The sequence below is a fragment of the Labilibaculum sp. genome, assembly GCF_963664555.1.
GTDB lineage: Bacteria > Bacteroidota > Bacteroidia > Bacteroidales > Marinifilaceae > Labilibaculum.
The window spans coordinates 4,260,612-4,278,216 of the sequence record NZ_OY761461.1; the positions used below are offsets into that span (position 1 = coordinate 4,260,612).

Genomic DNA, 17,605 nt, shown 5'->3' on the forward strand with positions numbered 1-17,605 from the left:
ATCAAAACGGGCTTTGTATTTTAGTTTGGAGTTTAATTAACCGTGATTAGTTACGATGCCACTAGGTCTTCACTGGTATGCACCCAAAAACTCTTCACTTTCATTTTTAAATAGTTCGATTCGTACTCCACACATTTCATTGGATCTGATTTTTTATACAAATCCTGTCCAATTTCCATGATATCCTGCATGGTTGCCCACAAGTGATTCAAACAACGAAATACTTCTTCTTTAAGCAGACCTCTCGAATTAAGCAAACGATTGAGTTCTATTTTATTTAATTTGAGTACCTGAAAAAGTGTTAAAATTTTCGCAATAATAGTTTGGGTTACCTCAGCATTTTCGCGTGGAATATTCGCTTCCAATTGCACTATGAATTTTGGAATCACAGTCAGAATGGCTTTCAAATCCTTCTTTTCAATGATCTCGACAATTTGATCAAATTCCTTGATTCGGGATATTGGGAAGTTATCCTGAACCTCAAGTATCATGTTGTTCAGAGATTCGATACGTTTATAAATTCCAAAGCGCAAACTTTGAATTTGTGCTCCCTCCGGACCACAACATACGTATTCTTTTGCCCGCTGAATTTGAGCACTTACACGGGCTTTAAAGGTCTCATCGAATATCGGATACATTCTGTTAAAATCTGCCATATCCCGGGTAAAACTATCCAACAAGAATTTTGCCGCCACCGGCATTTCATCAAAACTAAAAGGAAAATCTATTGTTTCCATACCACCATTTTTATTAGTTATGCATATATTTTAACTTTCTCTCTTTCTTTGCTGCTATTCTATCTCACCACTTACAGAATCTTTTATTAAAGCAACATCGAAAACCGAAGAAATCAGCTTTCTGCAATTCATTACATAATTACGCGAAATCCCATAATTTCCGACTCATAAAATACAAAAAATCAGCACGATCGTAAAAATATTAAAAATGATGTACAACATGTTTTTAGAGTCGCTCAGTAAAAGGTCTTGATTTTAACGGGAAAAGCCATCTGTTTTTTTTAGCATCAATCAATCTTTTAGTAGTTTTGTATAGATCCAATAAAAATAAGATGACAAAAAAAACACTATTACTCGCCTTTATCCTTTTGCCTCTGCTAAACTTTGCACAGCAAATTAATAGAACCGATGAGCTGGGGAACAAGCAAGGTATATGGGAAAAATCGCACGCCAATGGCAAGCTGAAGTATTCCGGAACATTTAAAGATAATTACCCGATTGGTGAAATGAAACGTTATCACAACAACGGCAATTTAAAAGCTGAATTATTTTTCACCAATGAAGGACAAAAAGCGAAAGCCATTCTTTACAATGAATCTGCAGGATTAATTGCAAAAGGAAATTTCATTCAATCAAAAAAGGATAGTGCTTGGGTATATTTCGATAAAGACGCGAATATTCGTGCAAGTGAAACTTTCGATCATGGCATTAAAAATGGTGAAAGTATTTACTATTTTAAAAACGGAAACCCTGCCGAAACTCTTTCTTTTAAAAATGGCAAACGACATGGAATCTGGAAACGTTTTTTTGAAAATGGGAAAACATATTTGGAGGCAAATTACATCTCTGGGAATTTAGACGGTATAACTCAATCGTACTTTTCAAATGGAGTGATCGAATTTAGCGGCACTTACAAAAGCAACAAGCGCGACGGGAAATGGGATTTTTATTCTGAAAAAGGGGAGCTTCTTTTCAATATAAAATACAAAAACGGCATTGCCGGCAATCAGGATGAATTGGATAGTATTCAACAGAAAAAATTAGAGGAAATGGAGAAACAAAAAGACCATTTAATCGATCCGGAGAAATTTGTTGACGATCCGGATTCTTATCTTCAATCGCAAATGCGATAAAAACCAGCGCATTTACCATTCTCCGAAACACAACTTCATTAATTATAAGTAGATGAGCCAAAAAGGAATCAGTCTTTTTCAACTGAATCAGCAAATAAAAAATATCCTTTCCGAAACATTTACTTCGGGTGTTTGGATTGTGGCTGAAATTAGTGAATTGCGATACAATCAAAACGGACATTGTTACCTGGAGTTGATTGAAAAAGATGAAAACAGCGATCAGATTATTGCGAAAGCAAAAGCTACCATTTGGTCCTACACCTTTCGAATGCTGAAACCTTACTTCGAAACAACAACAGGTCAGCCTTTTTCATCAGGAATAAAAGTATTGGTAAATGTAAGTGTTGAATTTCAGGAAATTTATGGCTTCTCTTTAAATATTAAAGACATTGACCCTACCTACACTTTGGGTGATATGGCCAGACGAAGAAAAGAAATTATTGCGCGGCTGGATGAAGAAGGTGTGTTGGAAATGAATAAGGAACTGGTTTTTCCTGAGATTCCAAAATGCATTGCCATCATCTCATCGCCAACGGCTGCAGGCTACGACGACTTCACAAATCAGCTTGACAACAACTCATTCGGCTACAAATTCCACTACAAATTGTTTCCGGCTGTTATGCAGGGAAATAATGCCGAAGAATCGATAATTGCGGCTCTCGATAAAATAAATGAGTACGAAGATGTATTTGATACTGCCGTGATTATTCGTGGTGGCGGCTCGCAGGCAGATTTGAATTGTTTTGACAGCTATTGGCTGGCTTTTAACATTGCTCAATTTCCCTTGCCGGTAATTTCAGGTATCGGACACGAAAGAGATGAAACGATTGTTGATTTGGTGGCTCATACCAAAGTAAAAACACCAACCGCCGCAGCCGAATTCTTAATCGATTGTTTCGACGAATGCAGAGAATATCAGAATGGTTTACGCGAGCAGTTTTTAGAAGAGGTGAATGAAGTTCTTTTATCCTCATCGGAAAAACTGGTGCACTTAACCAACAAATTCTCGCCCATGGTGAGTCAGATACTGGAACGGAAATCGAATCAGCTGAGTGCAGCCAAACAGAGACTAAAAACTGCCGGTACTCATTTGCTGGGTGATCAATTTCATTATCAGCAAAGACTGAATTCACAATTTCAGTATTCTACAGAACGAAGAATCGAAAATCAAAAAACGCTTATCAGTCAGTTGCAGATAAAACTTAAAACCAAGATTAAAAGACAGATTGAGCAGCAGAAGCACCATCTGTCATTATTCGGGCAATCGGTAAAATATCTTAATCCTGATCATATTCTGAAAAAAGGATATACCTTAAGTTTGAAAGAAGGAAAAATTATAAAGAATATTGATGAGCTATCGCCCAAAGATATTATTGAAACCCGGTTTGCTAACGGAAGTGTTGAAAGTCAGGTTCAAAAAATCAACAGAAAAAACTACAACGACTAAATAATAAATACAAATGGCAAAAAAAAAGACAAGCTATCGCGATGCAATTACCGAAATTGAAGAAACCATTGCTTCCATCGAAAATGACGAGCTGGATGTGGATGATTTATCTGATAAAGTAAAACGGGTTTCGGAACTTCTTGTAATTTGCAAAGAGAAGCTTCACAACACCGAAAAAGAAGTTGAGAAAATTTTAAATGAAATGGATGAATAAATTACTGCTTGTTTTCATTGTTTCCTTATTGGGAATTTCTTGTGAAGCTCAGAAACCTGAGACAAACAAATTGCAGACTTACGTCAATGATTTCGTATCGGACAGCTGTTTTTATTCAGCCGGTATTGGAATTGTAATCTCGAATGTGAAAACAGGTGAAAATTTAGCGTCGAATCAAGCTCATTTGGCATTGACTCCTGCATCAACACAAAAATTAATTACGACGGCTGCTGCTTTGGAAATTTTAGGAGGCAATTACCAATTTAAAACGGAAATTAAAACCGATGGAGAACTTCTTAAAAATGGAAATCTTGCTGGAAATATAATCGTAAAAGGTTTGGGGGATCCAACACTGGGATCGAAATATTTTGAGAACGAAAAACCAATTGAGCAACAGATTACAGAGAAAATAAAGGCTCTTGGCATCCGGAAAATTCAAGGAAAAATACTGGCTGACGACTCTTATATTGAAACCAAAATACCAGCAACATGGATCTGGGAAGATATCGGAAATTACTACGGTGCAATTCCCAACGGCATTAGCTTTCATGACAATCTGTACAGCCTGTTCTTTTTATCAGGAAAGGCTGGTTCTGCAACAAAATTGGTGAAAACAGAACCACAAAACACAGGAATGGTTTTCGATAATCAGGTAATCAGCTCGGCAGTGAATCGGGACCTAGCCTATATTTTTGGAGGAAACACAAGTAATAACAGGCGAATTGAAGGAAGTATTCCGCAAAACAGAGCTCTATTCGAAGTAAAAGGAGCCCTTTTGCATCCAAAAAACTGTTTAATCGAATCTCTGAACAAATCGTTTGCTAAAGTAGGAATCTCAATCGAAAACAAGGTTTTTCCGGCTGAAAAAAACAGTTTGCTTTTTAGTCTTAATTCTCCGGAGCTGAAAGATATTGTAAACCTTACCAATCAAAAAAGCATCAACCTGTTTGCCGATCATCTGCTTTTCGAAATTGGAGCAAAAGAATCAGGAAAAGCAAGCTGGGAAAATGGAATTGAAGCGGTTAAAAATTTCTGGAACCAAAAAGGTCTTCCTACAAAATATATATCGCTATATGATGGCAGCGGACTCTCCCATTTCAACGCTGTTTCGGCCAACTTTTTCGATCAGGTTTTAAGAGAGATGTACCATAGTAAGCATTCAAATGAATTTATTTCTTCATTGCCTGTTGCAGGGATATCCGGGACATTAAAGTCTTTTGGAACAGATAGTGACCTGCAAGAAAACTGGAAAGCTAAAACCGGATCGATGACTGGTGTGAGAACCTATTGTGGCTACTTAAAAACAAAAACCGGAAAAGAATACTCTGTAAGCATTTTAATTAATAATTGTATCTGTTCATCGTCCGCCTTAAATAATAAACTTCTGACTCTTTTAAATAAACTTTATAATTCTTAACTTCAGATTGCATCTGTTTACTGATTTAATTTGATGTTTATGAGAATTTTAAAGAAGTACTTATCTATTGTATTCCTTATTCTGGTTTTCTGCTTTAAAGGATTTTCCTCTAATCAGAAAGATATTCTGGTATTAAATTCCTACCACAATGGGTTAAGTTGGACCGACTCCATCGTATCGAGTATCAAACGAGAGCTTTCAACTGAATTATCCTATTCTGTTTACATAGAGGATATGGATACCAAAAGATATTTCCCGCAAAACTATTTGAATGTACTTGCCAAATTTTATCAGGAAAAATACAAGAATAAAAAATTCGACCTAATTATATCAACAGACAACAACGCTTACGATTTCCTGTTAGAATATAAGGATCAGATTTTTGGCTCTGTACCTGTATTGTTTTGCGGTTTGAACTCAATTATTGAAGTTCCGAAAGGATATAGCGGAGTTTTCGAAAATATGAATTTTTGTTCTACCATTCATCTCATCAAGGAAAACCATCCAAAGTTTTCAGAACTTGTTGTAGTCAGCGACAAAACAACCACAGGAAAAGCCATGGCACAATTTGTTGAAGATGATATCAAAAACATGAAAGAATTGATTCACTACAGAATCATTCAACCGGATAACATCCCGGATCTGCAAAGGGAACTCTCCTCACTAGATGAAAATTCGATTGTTTTATATTTGCTTTTTAATAGAGATTCTGAAGGAAATTATTACACATATGAAAATAGTTTTATAGAAGTAAAACCATACTGCAAGGTTCCAATATACTGTGTTTGGGATTTTTATATGGATCTCGGTGCCGTTGGAGGTGCATTAATTACCGGTAGAAATCAAGGAAAACAAATTTCCGAAATGGCTAAAAGAGTACTTTCAGGCACTAATATTGATGACATTCCTTCCCAAAAGGCAAAATACGAGAATTGTTTTGACTACAAACAACTAACTCATTTCAATATTAACAGATCGAAACTCCCAAAAAATTCGCGAATTATAAATGAACCGTATAGTTTTGTCCGCGAAAATAAAGAAATTGTTATTCTAACCCTAACAGTATTGATTCTCCTTACAATTATTATCATTGTTATGACAATTAATATGCATTTACGAAAGGTTCGTGCTCAAAAAGAAAAAGCTCATTTGCTGGAGATAAAAGCCAATCATGAAGAACTTAAAATTGCAAAGGAAGCTGCTGAAGAATCAAGTAGATTGAAATCGGCATTTTTGGCTAATATGTCGCACGAAATTCGAACTCCAATGAATGCCATTCTAGGCTTTACAGATCTTTTATCAGGCGATGATGTAGAAAAAGAAAAACGTACCCGTTTTATCTCAATTATTCAAAGAAACACAAAACACCTGCTTCGCTTAATTAGTGACATATTGGACATCTCGAAAATTGAGACCAATCAATTAAAGATTGTGAAAAACAAATGTGTTCTGGATGATCTATTTGTAAATCTGAATGAAATCTACGAAGCCATACTGGACTTGCACGACAATAAAAAACTCTCCTTTATAACCACTCTGCCTAATGATAGAAGCATCACTGAATTCAACACAGACTCGATGCGTTTGCTGCAAATTTTCAACAATTTAATCGAGAATTCAATAAAGTTTACCAACATAGGTACAATTGAAATTGGATATGATATTAAAGGAGACTACCTCCGCTTTTTTGTGAAAGATACAGGAATAGGAATATCTGACGACAAACAAAAAATCATTTTCGACCGTTTCCGTCAGGCTGATTTAAATGCAGATACAAGGACATATGGAGGTACTGGTTTGGGCTTGGCAATTAGTAAAAGTCTGGTTGAACTCTTGGGAGGCGAAATCTGGTTTAACTCGAAACTTAATGAGGGAACTACTTTCTACTTTACCATTCCATACTAAAAAATAAAGGCGAACATCTCTGTCCGCCTTCTGTATTTATTTCAATTCCTTTTTAAAAAAAATAGTACAAGCCTACCGAAATTCTAGTATTTCCTACCCAATGGGTATTCTCAACTTCTGCTTTATCAGTAATGTCACCGTAAGCTGCTGCTGTATATTCTACTTCCAATTCCATCTTCAAATTCTCGAAACGTTTCGCAACCCGTGGCGCAATACGATACAATTCTCCAATATCTTTTCCCCGGCTATAAATCATACCTGAAATAACCTTATCATCGGCACCCATATTTTTGGAATAACCGGCATGTAAAGCCAACTCAAAATTATTTTTAAGGTAAGAAATATCAGTCCATGTACCTAAAACCTTTATTCCAGTATAACTGGCCTCATTAGTCATAGGATTTAAACTTTTCGCTGCATATCCACCTAACATTAACACATCAGTTAAGTTGGTTCCATAAGTAGCTTGAGTCTTAAAAGTAATTGGTTTTAAATTCAATTTATAAGATGCAACCACCGCCCACGACGAAAGAGTTTCATCATTCTTCCATTTAGTTAAATTACCATCTTCTAACGATCCGGTTGTACTTGTTAAAGATGGTTTGATGTTTTTAAACTCTCCACTTAGTCCAAACACATGCTTTCCTGCATAGTAATGAACCAGTCCCTGAAGAATAGGCAATCCTGAATTTCTTAAATATTTGTTACTCGCTCCATCGGGTCCGGTACTTGTATAATCACGCTCCGATGCAATAGCTGCCAGTAATTTCCAATGCTCCGTTTTGTAAGTGAAACGCAACTGAGGATTACGTGCAAAAGCTTTGAATGGCAATCCGGCATTGGCACCAACTGTAGTTGGAAAGATTTCAGCATCAAATAATGGTGACCATGTTTGTCCTATTAACAAAGAAGTCTTTCCCCAATCCAAATTTACAAAAGCGTGACGCAAACGCATCCCGTTCACATCCGATTCTGCATTGCCGATAAACTCTGCTTCCAATAAACCATTGGTCTTCGCTCCTAAAATTTCAGGACCTGCAATTTTCGCATTTACACGCGACTGAATAACAGCCATATTATAAACGCCGCCTTTGTTCATGTCTTTTCCGCTTCCATCTAAAAGTTCATCTTTTGGATATAGCAAGATAAATCCCTCACGGGCACTAACCGTCTGACGGGTATCGTAGGTAAATAAAGAGTGCACATAGCCTCCAAATTTAACTGAAATGTCTTGTTTTTTCTCTTGTGCTTTACCGGTAGGAATGCCAACAAAGAAAAGCATTAAAAGTAGTAGGTAGTTAATTTTTTTCATAGATCTTATTAGTTTTTTGCGCCACAAAGATATACAGGAATATTAGTTTATAAGAATATTATAAAACAGCTTTTCATTCCTGTATCCAGAACAAAAGGACTTCAAAATAAAATCACAAAAACAACTGCCAATCAGTCAGATATATTAATATTCCTGATAAACTATTAACGGACCGCCTTCAAATTCAATTCGGAAACTGTCCCCCATCGATTCATTTAGGGTTCCCTGATTCATCAGTTCCAGTTTTTGCTCTGTTAATGCATATCGTAAGTTGGCTGTAGAAATTAGAGTCTCCGTGTTTGGAGAAAATATTGAAACTTGCTGACGGGTGTAACTGTCGAAGTTTTTTGAGCGGAGAATAGGTGTAAAACAACCATAATCGGTAAGCATTTTTACACGGATTTTTTTTGCATATTGTGGCAGTAGAAACACATTTCCAATCATATGATCGTCACGCTGTCCGGTTGCTCCAACAATAGTAACCTGAGAAAATTTATTTTCCAGACACCAATTAATGGCTTTGGTTAAATCATTACTGTCCTGATTGGCAAAATGGTGAATGATATCGCGGTATTTCCATTTCATTTCCGGATTTAAAGAATCCAGATCACCTACAATTGCAAAAGGCTCAACTCCCGCTTCATCCAATTTATTGATTGCACCATCGCAGCAAACAATATATTTTGAGGATTTTAATTCATTTAAAGGAATTTTGTGTGTAGGAAATGAGCCATTAGCCAGAATTACCGCTTTCTTTTGCATGCTTATTAATCTAAATCTTTCAGAATTTGAATTTTACCAAATACAAAAGTAATTATTCATGGGAAATTGCTTCAGTATAAAGCATATCTTTTTTCCATTGAATATATCCTACCACTGCCAAAACAGTATAAAAAAAGAAAAGAACAGAGGTTGGATACAATCCTTTATAGATATACAACCCCAAAGAAACCGCATTTACAATTACCCAAACCAGCCATTGCTCTAAAATTTTCCGCGCCAACATCCAGGTAGCAACAATACTCAAGGCTGTTGTGAAAGCATCCCAATATGGAATCGAACCATCGGTAAAAGTTACCAATATATATGAGATTACCGCATAAATTAACATACTAGCTCCGAAAAGAATTAAAAACAATTCCTTCGATAATTTGCTTACTGGAAGTTCTTTCTGACTAGTTCTTTTCGACCAAACAATCCAACCGTAAATACTAATAAAAACATAGTAGAATTGAAGAGACATGTCGGCATACAACTTGGCAATAAAAAACACATAAATGTACATCACCGAGGTTAAAAGCCCAACCGGCCACAACCAATTATTCTGTTTGATTTCTAAAAAAAGAAAGATTAAACCGGCAACGGTTCCAATTATTTCAATGACATTATCAACAATCCAATTCATGCTGTTAGAATATATTTTGCAGGGACACAACCTACTGTGTCCCTGCAAATTTATTTAAAATCTTACTGTTACGCCAGCAAGAAAGTTAATTCCTGCTTGTGGAAAATACCCATCCATTTTATAACGTGTACCTCCTGTATTGTAACTATAAACCCAAGCATTCGACTCATATTCCTCATCGAACAAATTATTTACCTGAAGATGTATTCTCATACTTTTGAATATATTACTTTTTATATCGTATGATAAATTCAGATTTGACACAAAATAAGAATCCAATTTACGATCACTACTTGATGTATTATCGATAAACTGCTCATCAACAAACTGAGAAGATAACTGAGCGGTAAATCCTGATTTTTGGTATGTAAACATCGAATTAGCAGTTACTTCAGGAGAAAAAGCAAGCTTTGTAGTACCTAAACTTGTTGCAATTTGACCTCCGTTATCCCAATCATCAACATATTCTGTGAAATTCTTAATCTTATTTCTGCTTAAAGTGATATTTCCACTCCAGTCAAATTCTTTAGAAATCTTCACTCCCCCACTAAACTCAGCTCCCATTCTGTAACTATCCGCAACATTTACCATAATGGCACTTCCAACATCATTAATTTGTCCGGTAAGTACCAACTGATCCTTATAGTCCATGTAGTAAAGGTTTGCCTCAAAGAATACATTTGAACGAGTAAATTTATAACCAAATTCGTAATCGAATAAACGTTCACTTGTTGGTGTCTTTCCTAGCTCAGCATCGGTATAATTACTTCTGTTAGGCTCTCTGTTTGCAACTGCAAGAGAAGCAAAAAATCTGTTAGAATTATTCAATTGTAGATTTAAACCCAATTTTGGATTAAAAAACACAAAATCATGCTTCTGAGTCAGATCGCGAAAATCATCATCAATTCCTTCAATTTCATAATTAATACCACGTACCTGCATATCTGCATAAATGCTAAACTGTTCGGAGATTGCAATGTTGGCTTTTAAATATGTATTGTAATCTGTTTTGGTTCCTGTACTTGAATAATACTCATGATCAAGGAAAGTATCACCGGCATTTTTCATCCAACGAATTTTACCATAATGATCACCCTCATATTTATTCAAAGCACCACCCCAAACCAAATCAACAGTAGAGAAAGAATGACTCAAAGAAAAAACAGTTCCATAAAAATCATTATTCAACCATTTTCTTCTGATCACATCTGTTTTGGTGATACTTTCACTTCCAATTACAATTGGATCTAATCCATATTTACTCAATTTATCGTTTGGTTTAAACTGCTCATAGTATCCTTCACCATGCGTATAATGCAAGCCAATATTCAGTTTTGTGTTTTCTGATAACAAATGAGTTAAGAATAATTGCGAATGTTTCTGCCAATAATTATCGGTTTCATTCTTGTAGGTATACAAATTGTAAGTTCTGCTATCTGAAGCTTTCATAAAATCAACAGCCTCCTGACTTAGTAACCAGTTATCTGCATATTCCTGCATTCCAGCCTCATCATTGTTTAATCTCACACTAGGAACACCATTCCATGCTTGATAAGTTTGCTCTTTTCCTGCAAAAAAATTGGCTTTAACACTTGTTTTTTCACCATAGTATCCTCCTGAAAGAAAAACAGATTGCAAATCAGTTTTCGCTCTATCGATGTAACCATCAGAAGTAATTTTAGATAAACGTGCATCGAAAGAAAATCCATTCTTTCCTAGTCCTGTTCCAACTTTAACCGTATTTTTAAACGTATTAAATGATCCGGCAGAACTTGCAATTTCAGCATATGCTTCCGAAGCAACTTTCGAAGTTTGAAGATTTACTGTTGCACCAAAAGCAGCTGCTCCATTCGTAGATGTACCCACTCCACGCTGAATTTGAATATCTTCTACCGAAGATGCAAAATCAGGCATATTTACCCAATAAACACCATGAGATTCAGAATCGTTCAAAGGAATACCATCAATGGTTACATTAATTCGATTCGCATCAGTTCCTCTTACTCTAAATCCAGTATAACCAACTCCCGATCCGGCATCCGATGTCGTTACAAACGAAGGTGTAGACGATAAAATCATGGGAATATCCTGCCCTAAATTTCGAGCAACAATTTCGTCCTTTTTCACATTAGTGAGAGCTACTGGTGTTTTACGATCTGCACGGGTAGCAGCAACAAGAACCTCATCGGCCATAATGGCAGATGCTTCCAAATTAAAGTCAATTTCTTCTGACTTAGCCAGCTTCACTTCTTTTTGAGCACTTTCATAACCCAAAAATGAAACCACAAAACTATAGTTTCCTTCTTTTAAATTCTGAAACCTGTATGTACCATTCGAACTGGCAACGGTTCCTAAATAAGTTCCATTTACTGCGATTGTGGCACCCGGGAGTGCTTTGCCTGCTTTATCGGTAACTTTACCGGTTAAGGTAAGTTGAGAGAATCCGATAAAACATACAAATTGCAATAAAATTAACACTGTTGCTCTGCGTAAAACACAGTTCATCTTGCTTGTAAACATTGTTTATAAGTTAAAACGTTAATAATATATTGCAATGAGGTTGTAATAAGATCAGGTTGGCGAAAAGTTAATTCGCAATTTTCCCTACGCCGGCATTATCCGGATCAGGTTTAAAGGGTATGATCTCAGCCTGTTATTTAAGGCACCCCACTGTGATTTTGCGACAAAGGTAATCGGAAATAGTTCAAAAACAAAAGAGCCGGCTAAATGCCGGCTCTTTCTAAAACCTAAACTTTCTTTTTTTAAACCCTATTTAATTGATTCAGGTGCATTAACACCCAAAACATCCTTTATAGCTTTTACGAATGTTTCTTTTGGTAAAGCTCCCTGTGCCATTGTTGGCTTTCCTTTAACAGGAATAAACAAAAAACTGGGTATGCTTTTAATTCCAAATGCCCCGGAAACCATTGGCGATTTATCGGTGTCAACTTTGTAAATCTGAATGTCTTTGCCATATTCCTTTTGAAGCTCCTCAAGTACAGGAGCAACACGTTTACACGGACCACACCATGTTGCATAAAAATCAACAATTACAGGTTTGTCCCCTTTAAAAGCCCATTCTTTACTATTTGCAAAATCAAATACCTTTTCTTTAAAACTATTATCATCCAAGTGAATGACTTCATTGGCAACTTGGGAAAATGCACTTAAGTTTATCATTGTTACAAACAAGGCAAAAAATATCTTTTTCATTTTTATTTTTTTTACAGAGGTAACCCAACAAAAGAACACCCTCTCGTTCAACTTCTTTTTTATTATTACTCTCTTACAAAAATGATACTTTTTTCAGAACCATCATTATTATTCAGGAGCTTTAACAAAACTTTTAGTCTCAAATATTATTTACCTACACCAAGAACTTCGGAAAATGCCTGCTTAAAGGATTCTTTTGACATAGCACCCTGTGACATCTGTGGCTGTCCATCTGTAGGAATGAACAACAAAGACGGAATGCTCTGAATTCCAAACATTGATGCCAACTCACGTTCTTTTTCAGTGTCAATCTTGTAAATATCCAGATTATCACCATACTCTTCCTGTAATTCCTCTAAAATAGGAGCAACAGCTTTACATGGACCACACCAATCCGCATAAAAATCAACCAAACAAGGCCGGTTGCCTTCAAATTTCCAATCTTTATTTTGTTCGAAATTGAATACTTTCGTTTTAAATGTTTCTACTGTCAAATGTTCTACCATAACCTTCAATATTAAAATAACACAATCATTTTACATGCATAAATATACATATTTACATCTTACAATTTGTGTGCCAGATTCAAAAAATGCTTGTTTTTATAGATTCCATCTAAATAATTGTAATTTTGTCAGCGCAATGAATCAGGGATTTATGATTTTAGGTTCCTGAAGCACATGATTTAGAGTAAACTGTTTGAAAAAAAATAAAGTGAAAGAACATTTAAAACACCCTATATTTTCAATTATTTCCAAAATTGTAACCCGTGAAAATCTCGAGAGTTATGTAATTGGAGGTTTTGTAAGAGATTTATTTTTACACCGGGAATCAAAAGATATTGATATTGTAGTTATTGGAAGCGGTATTGAACTTGCCCAAAAAGTAGCAAAAGAAGCCGGCGTATCAAAAGTTTCTGTTTTTAAGAACTATGGAACGGCAATGCTAAAGTACAAAGATCTGGAAATTGAATTTGTTGGTGCCAGAAAAGAATCTTACAATCGGGATTCCAGAAACCCTATTGTTGAAGACGGCACACTCGAAGATGATCAAAAAAGACGGGACTTCACCATTAATGCTTTAGCTCTTAGCCTGCATCAGGATAATTTTGGAGAGTTGCTCGATCCATTTAATGGAATTAATGATTTAAATAATAAAATCATTAAAACACCAATGGAACCAATAATAACATTCTCTGATGATCCTTTGCGAATGATGAGGGCAATACGTTTTGCGACCCAACTTAATTTCACAATATCGAAGGAAACTCTTGAAGCTATTCGTACCAATAAGGATCGAATTAATATCATCACAAAAGAAAGAATTATAGAGGAATTAAATAAGATAATTCTTTCAGATAAACCTTCTATCGGATTTAAGCTGCTGGATGAAACGGGCTTGTTAAAATTAATATTCCCTGAATTCGTTAGACTAAAAGGAAGGGAAACAAGAAATGGAATCAGTCATAAAGATAATTTCTACCATACTCTTGAGGTATTGGATCAATTAACACCCCATTCTAATAATCTTTGGCTGCGCTGGTCGGCCTTATTGCACGATATAGCCAAACCCAATACCAAAAGATTTGTTGATGGAATCGGCTGGACCTTTCATGCGCATAATTTTATTGGTGAAAAAATGGTGCCTCGTATTTTTAAGAATATGAAATTACCATTGAACGAAAAAATGAAATTTGTTCAGAAAATGGTTCTTCTTCATATGCGTCCCATTGTATTGGCACAAGAGGTGGTAACCGATTCTGCAATTCGCAGATTGCTATTTGATGCCGGCGATGATGTAGATGAACTAATGAAGTTATGCGAAGCCGATATCACTTCTAAAAATGAAGAAAAAGTGAAAAAGTTTCTCGATAATTTTCAATTGGTACGAAGGAAACTAAAAGAAGTGGAGGAAAAGGATTCTGTGCGTAATTTTCAGCCTCCAATTGATGGACAGGAAATTATTGATATTTTTAATTTATCGCCATGCAAAATAATTGGCGATATTAAAATGGCTATAAAAGAGGCCATTCTTGATGGAGTAATTCCCAATGAACATGATGCCGCCTATCAGTTTATGCTGAAGAAAGGAAAGGAACTGGGACTTGAACCCATAAAAAAACCCAATAACAAAGAGCCTTTGGATTAGTCCAAAGGTTTTTTTTTGACTTATGATCTTTGTGTGCTGAACAGCATTACAAAATCAAACAATAATATCTATTTTTGCAGCCTGAAAAAAAATTAAAAAACAACCCACTAATTAAAGTATTCAGGAATGGCGTACGTTGACAATACAATGATAATCAGAAGAGATCTTCTGGCAAGAATGGCAGATCTTTTTAATGAAGGGAAATTAATGGAAGGACTTGATAGAATTCCTCTTGAAATGGCCCCACGCAGAAGCCCTAAATCTGATCGTTGCTGTATTTTTAAGGAACGTGTAATCATTAAAGAAAAATTGATTCCACTTTTAGGTTTCGATTTGGATGAATACACAGACGAACTTAAAACTCTGGCTTCGTATGCTGAAGAAGCACTTGAAAGAAAAAACCCAATCAACAAAATATTGACAGTTGTTGATGAGGCATGTACCTCTTGTGTAAAGAATAGCTACATCGTAACCAATCTTTGCAAAGGTTGTGTTGCACATCCGTGTATGATGAACTGTCCTAAGGAATCCATCAGCTGGAATGCAAACGGTCAGGCTCAGATTAACCCAAAAACCTGTATTAATTGTGGTATTTGCATGAGTGTTTGTCCTTATCATTCCATTATATACATGCCTGTTCCCTGCGAAAATGCTTGTCCTGTTGGCGCTATTACAAAAGATGAGTATGGTATTGAACGGATTGATGAAGATAAATGCATTGATTGCGGCAAATGTATTACGGCTTGTCCTTTTGGTTCAATCATGGAGAATTCTCAGATAATAGATGTGATGAAATCTATAAAAAAGGAAGAGGAAGAAACCATTGCCATTGTTGCTCCTGCTGTTCTTGGACAATTCCACTCTAAAATAGAAAATGTATTGGGAGCTATCAAGAAATTGGGTTTTACTGATGTTATAGAAGTAGCTAAAGGTGCAAATGTAACTACCGAAAATGAGGCTGACGAATTACTGGAACGTCTGGCCGCTAAAGCCCCTTTTATGACAACTTCCTGCTGTCCGGCTTATGTTTCTGCTGTTGACAAGCACATTCCTGAAATGAAAAAATACATTTCGCATACCAAGAGTCCTATGTATTATGCCGCAGAGATCGCCCGAGCGAAATATCCAAAGGCAAAAATTGCATTTATTGGTCCATGTATTGCCAAACGCCGCGAAGGGATGAATGATCCGAACGTAGATTACGTAATGACATTTGAAGAATTATCAGCTCTTTTTAAAGGTTGGAAGGTTGAGATGGAAATTGAGAATGCAATAAATCTCGACAAAAGTATTTTAAATCACGGAAGAGCTTACGCCGCAAGTGGTGGTGTGGCGCAATCGGTACTTGAACTTAAGCCTTACGTTAACATTAAACCTGTAATTGTAAATGGTCTTGACAAAAAGAAGATTAATATGCTGAAGGCATTTGCTAAAACAGGCAAAACAAGCGGTAATTTTGTTGAGGTAATGGCTTGTGAAGGTGGTTGTATTTCCGGTCCAAGTTCAAATTTCGATCCGAAAACAGGCAGTAAATTATATGAAAAGAACCTTGCTGAAATTATTTCTGCAGAATAAATAAATTATTAAAATGGCTGCCAACATCAATTGACAGCCATTTTTATTTCCTCCACAAATCAAGAATAATAGGAAGATGGTCACTAAAACCATCATTAAATTTATATCCAATAAAACTTCGAAAAGGTTTTTCTCCAAAATAAGTATTGTCTGTTTCCAATAAGAATTCGGGTTTAAAAAGACTCATATTATCTGGATCGCAATACAAAAAACCAGACTTATTAAGCAAAGCTCCTGATACAATAAATTGATCGAGCATTCCCCATTTTCCTTGATATTTATGACTCCCAATTCCTGTTTTATTCAAATAAGGATAAGCCAAATTGTATAATTTATTATCGCAAAACTCTTTCTCCGGGGATAAAGCATTCAGCTCAGTTTGTAAAGATCTGTTATCCGGATAATCATTAAAATCGCCCATTATTATAATCAGGGCATTGCTGTTATGATTAACAATTTCAGATACTTTTTCTTTCAACAAATGTGATGCTGATACTCTTCTATTCTCAGACTCCAGCTGGCCTCCCCAACGCGAAGGCCAGTGATTTACAAAGATATGCAAAGTATCATCTGTATTTGTTTTCCCCCTTACATAGAGAATCTCCCGGGTAGTTGAGATTGAATCTCCCTCGTAAATCAATTTAAGAAATGTCGTATCGATGGGATGAAACGTTTCAGGCTGATAAATTAATGCCACATCTATCCCTCTCCTGTCCGGCGATTCGCGATGAATAATTTGATATCCTGCTTTGTTCAGATATCCAATTTTAAACAAACCATCTAAAACAAATCGGTTCTCAACCTCGCAGAGCCCAATTAAATCGGGAAACTCCCAGCCACCTGCCGCTAAAATTACCTTAGCCACTTTTTGTGATTTTTTCTGATATTTTTCCCATGTCCAATTTCGATCTCCCCTTGGAAGAAATTCATTATCCAGCGTGAGGCTGTCATCAAAACAATCAAAAAGATTCTCCACATTGTAAAACATCAACCTAAAATCACCTCGTATTCCTTCCTCCGATCCATCGATGACAGATTGTGCCAAACTAATTCTCGCACACAAAAACAGGCAAATAATTAGGATTAGAGAAAACTTCAT

General features: G+C 35.9%; 15 protein-coding genes and 1 riboswitch. Of the genes, 7 read left to right on the plus strand and 8 right to left on the minus strand.

Annotation, left to right across the window (positions count from 1 at the left end; translation table 11 throughout):
* Positions 1–50 precede the first annotated feature (50 nt).
* Positions 51–737: a hypothetical protein gene (locus ACKU4N_RS16765; protein WP_321318321.1), complete on the minus strand. Its 687-nt coding sequence runs from the start codon at positions 735–737 to the stop codon at positions 51–53.
* 332 nt (positions 738–1,069) lie between these two features.
* On the opposite strand from ACKU4N_RS16765, the gene ACKU4N_RS16770 reads away from it, so the two are divergent.
* From ACKU4N_RS16770 to ACKU4N_RS16790, 5 genes are read left to right on the plus strand one after another with little or no spacing between them, the layout of a single operon-like run.
* Entirely contained in the window at positions 1,070–1,870 is an 801-nt protein-coding gene (locus ACKU4N_RS16770) for a toxin-antitoxin system YwqK family antitoxin (RefSeq protein WP_321318323.1), read from the plus strand.
* A gap of 52 nt (positions 1,871–1,922) precedes the next feature.
* Positions 1,923–3,317: an exodeoxyribonuclease VII large subunit gene (gene xseA, locus ACKU4N_RS16775; protein WP_321318325.1), complete on the plus strand. Its 1,395-nt coding sequence runs from the start codon at positions 1,923–1,925 to the stop codon at positions 3,315–3,317.
* A gap of 13 nt (positions 3,318–3,330) precedes the next feature.
* Complete coding sequence (gene xseB, locus ACKU4N_RS16780) at positions 3,331–3,531, plus strand: exodeoxyribonuclease VII small subunit (protein WP_101259469.1); 201 nt, start codon at positions 3,331–3,333, stop codon at positions 3,529–3,531.
* Positions 3,524–4,948: a D-alanyl-D-alanine carboxypeptidase/D-alanyl-D-alanine endopeptidase gene (dacB, locus tag ACKU4N_RS16785; protein ID WP_321318328.1), complete on the plus strand. Its 1,425-nt coding sequence runs from the start codon at positions 3,524–3,526 to the stop codon at positions 4,946–4,948. Before xseB ends, dacB begins: the two co-directional genes overlap by 8 nt.
* Before the next feature lie 39 nt (positions 4,949–4,987).
* On the plus strand, positions 4,988–6,853 hold the full coding sequence (locus ACKU4N_RS16790) for a sensor histidine kinase (RefSeq protein ID WP_321318329.1): 1,866 nt from the start codon (positions 4,988–4,990) through the stop codon (positions 6,851–6,853).
* Between the two features lie 52 nt (positions 6,854–6,905).
* Here ACKU4N_RS16790 and ACKU4N_RS16795 read toward each other — a convergent pair whose 3' ends face one another.
* The 6 genes from ACKU4N_RS16795 to trxA (ACKU4N_RS16820) all read right to left on the minus strand — a co-directional run bounded on the left by ACKU4N_RS16795 (position 6,906) and on the right by trxA (ACKU4N_RS16820) (position 13,289).
* Positions 6,906–8,165, minus strand: coding sequence for a DcaP family trimeric outer membrane transporter (locus ACKU4N_RS16795; RefSeq protein WP_321318330.1), 1,260 nt, complete (start codon positions 8,163–8,165; stop codon positions 6,906–6,908).
* A gap of 144 nt (positions 8,166–8,309) precedes the next feature.
* Positions 8,310–8,927: a thiamine diphosphokinase gene (locus ACKU4N_RS16800; RefSeq protein WP_321318331.1), complete on the minus strand. Its 618-nt coding sequence runs from the start codon at positions 8,925–8,927 to the stop codon at positions 8,310–8,312.
* A 52-nt stretch (positions 8,928–8,979) separates the two neighbouring features.
* The gene (gene pnuC, locus ACKU4N_RS16805) at positions 8,980–9,570 is read right to left on the minus strand and encodes a nicotinamide riboside transporter PnuC (protein WP_321318332.1); all 591 of its coding nucleotides are present in this window, start codon (positions 9,568–9,570) and stop codon (positions 8,980–8,982) included.
* 54 nt (positions 9,571–9,624) lie between these two features.
* Positions 9,625–12,090, minus strand: coding sequence for a TonB-dependent receptor (locus tag ACKU4N_RS16810; protein WP_321318333.1), 2,466 nt, complete (start codon positions 12,088–12,090; stop codon positions 9,625–9,627).
* A 63-nt stretch (positions 12,091–12,153) separates the two neighbouring features.
* A riboswitch (TPP riboswitch) is annotated at positions 12,154–12,250 on the minus strand.
* Between the two features lie 89 nt (positions 12,251–12,339).
* Positions 12,340–12,783 carry a thioredoxin gene (trxA, locus tag ACKU4N_RS16815; protein WP_321318334.1) on the minus strand — a complete coding sequence of 148 codons (444 nt, stop codon included), beginning with the start codon at positions 12,781–12,783 and terminating at the stop codon, positions 12,340–12,342.
* Positions 12,784–12,929: 146 nt separating this feature from the next.
* Positions 12,930–13,289, minus strand: a complete 360-nt coding sequence (gene trxA, locus ACKU4N_RS16820; protein WP_124992300.1) for a thioredoxin — start codon at positions 13,287–13,289, stop codon at positions 12,930–12,932.
* A gap of 208 nt (positions 13,290–13,497) precedes the next feature.
* On the opposite strand from trxA (ACKU4N_RS16820), the gene ACKU4N_RS16825 reads away from it, so the two are divergent.
* Together ACKU4N_RS16825 and ACKU4N_RS16830 are read left to right on the plus strand one after the other, a co-directional pair.
* The gene (locus tag ACKU4N_RS16825) at positions 13,498–14,931 is read left to right on the plus strand and encodes a CCA tRNA nucleotidyltransferase (protein ID WP_321318335.1); all 1,434 of its coding nucleotides are present in this window, start codon (positions 13,498–13,500) and stop codon (positions 14,929–14,931) included.
* 126 nt (positions 14,932–15,057) lie between these two features.
* Positions 15,058–16,506, plus strand: a complete 1,449-nt coding sequence (locus ACKU4N_RS16830; RefSeq protein ID WP_321318336.1) for a monomeric [FeFe] hydrogenase — start codon at positions 15,058–15,060, stop codon at positions 16,504–16,506.
* Positions 16,507–16,549: 43 nt separating this feature from the next.
* On the opposite strand, the gene ACKU4N_RS16835 is transcribed toward ACKU4N_RS16830, so the two are convergent.
* Positions 16,550–17,605 (minus strand): endonuclease/exonuclease/phosphatase family protein, encoded by a 1,056-nt coding sequence (locus ACKU4N_RS16835; protein ID WP_321318337.1) that lies wholly within the window; start codon positions 17,603–17,605, stop codon positions 16,550–16,552.

Excerpts from the sequence above, each read along its gene's own strand:
- ACKU4N_RS16795 (WP_321318330.1), bottom strand. The coding sequence starts at position 8,165 with ATGAAAAAAATTAACTACCTACTACTTTTAATGCTTTTCTTTGTTGGC.
- ACKU4N_RS16800 (WP_321318331.1), bottom strand. The coding sequence starts at position 8,927 with ATGCAAAAGAAAGCGGTAATTCTGGCTAATGGCTCATTTCCTACACAC.
- trxA (WP_321318334.1), bottom strand. The coding sequence starts at position 12,783 with ATGAAAAAGATATTTTTTGCCTTGTTTGTAACAATGATAAACTTAAGT.
- trxA (WP_124992300.1), bottom strand. The coding sequence starts at position 13,289 with ATGGTAGAACATTTGACAGTAGAAACATTTAAAACGAAAGTATTCAAT.
- dacB (WP_321318328.1), top strand. The coding sequence starts at position 3,524 with ATGAATAAATTACTGCTTGTTTTCATTGTTTCCTTATTGGGAATTTCT.
- ACKU4N_RS16810 (WP_321318333.1), bottom strand. The coding sequence starts at position 12,090 with ATGTTTACAAGCAAGATGAACTGTGTTTTACGCAGAGCAACAGTGTTA.
- xseA (WP_321318325.1), top strand. The coding sequence starts at position 1,923 with ATGAGCCAAAAAGGAATCAGTCTTTTTCAACTGAATCAGCAAATAAAA.
- ACKU4N_RS16790 (WP_321318329.1), top strand. The coding sequence starts at position 4,988 with ATGAGAATTTTAAAGAAGTACTTATCTATTGTATTCCTTATTCTGGTT.
- pnuC (WP_321318332.1), bottom strand. The coding sequence starts at position 9,570 with ATGAATTGGATTGTTGATAATGTCATTGAAATAATTGGAACCGTTGCC.
- ACKU4N_RS16830 (WP_321318336.1), top strand. The coding sequence starts at position 15,058 with ATGGCGTACGTTGACAATACAATGATAATCAGAAGAGATCTTCTGGCA.
- xseB (WP_101259469.1), top strand. The coding sequence starts at position 3,331 with ATGGCAAAAAAAAAGACAAGCTATCGCGATGCAATTACCGAAATTGAA.
- ACKU4N_RS16770 (WP_321318323.1), top strand. The coding sequence starts at position 1,070 with ATGACAAAAAAAACACTATTACTCGCCTTTATCCTTTTGCCTCTGCTA.
- ACKU4N_RS16765 (WP_321318321.1), bottom strand. The coding sequence starts at position 737 with ATGGAAACAATAGATTTTCCTTTTAGTTTTGATGAAATGCCGGTGGCG.
- ACKU4N_RS16835 (WP_321318337.1), bottom strand. The coding sequence starts at position 17,605 with ATGAAGTTTTCTCTAATCCTAATTATTTGCCTGTTTTTGTGTGCGAGA.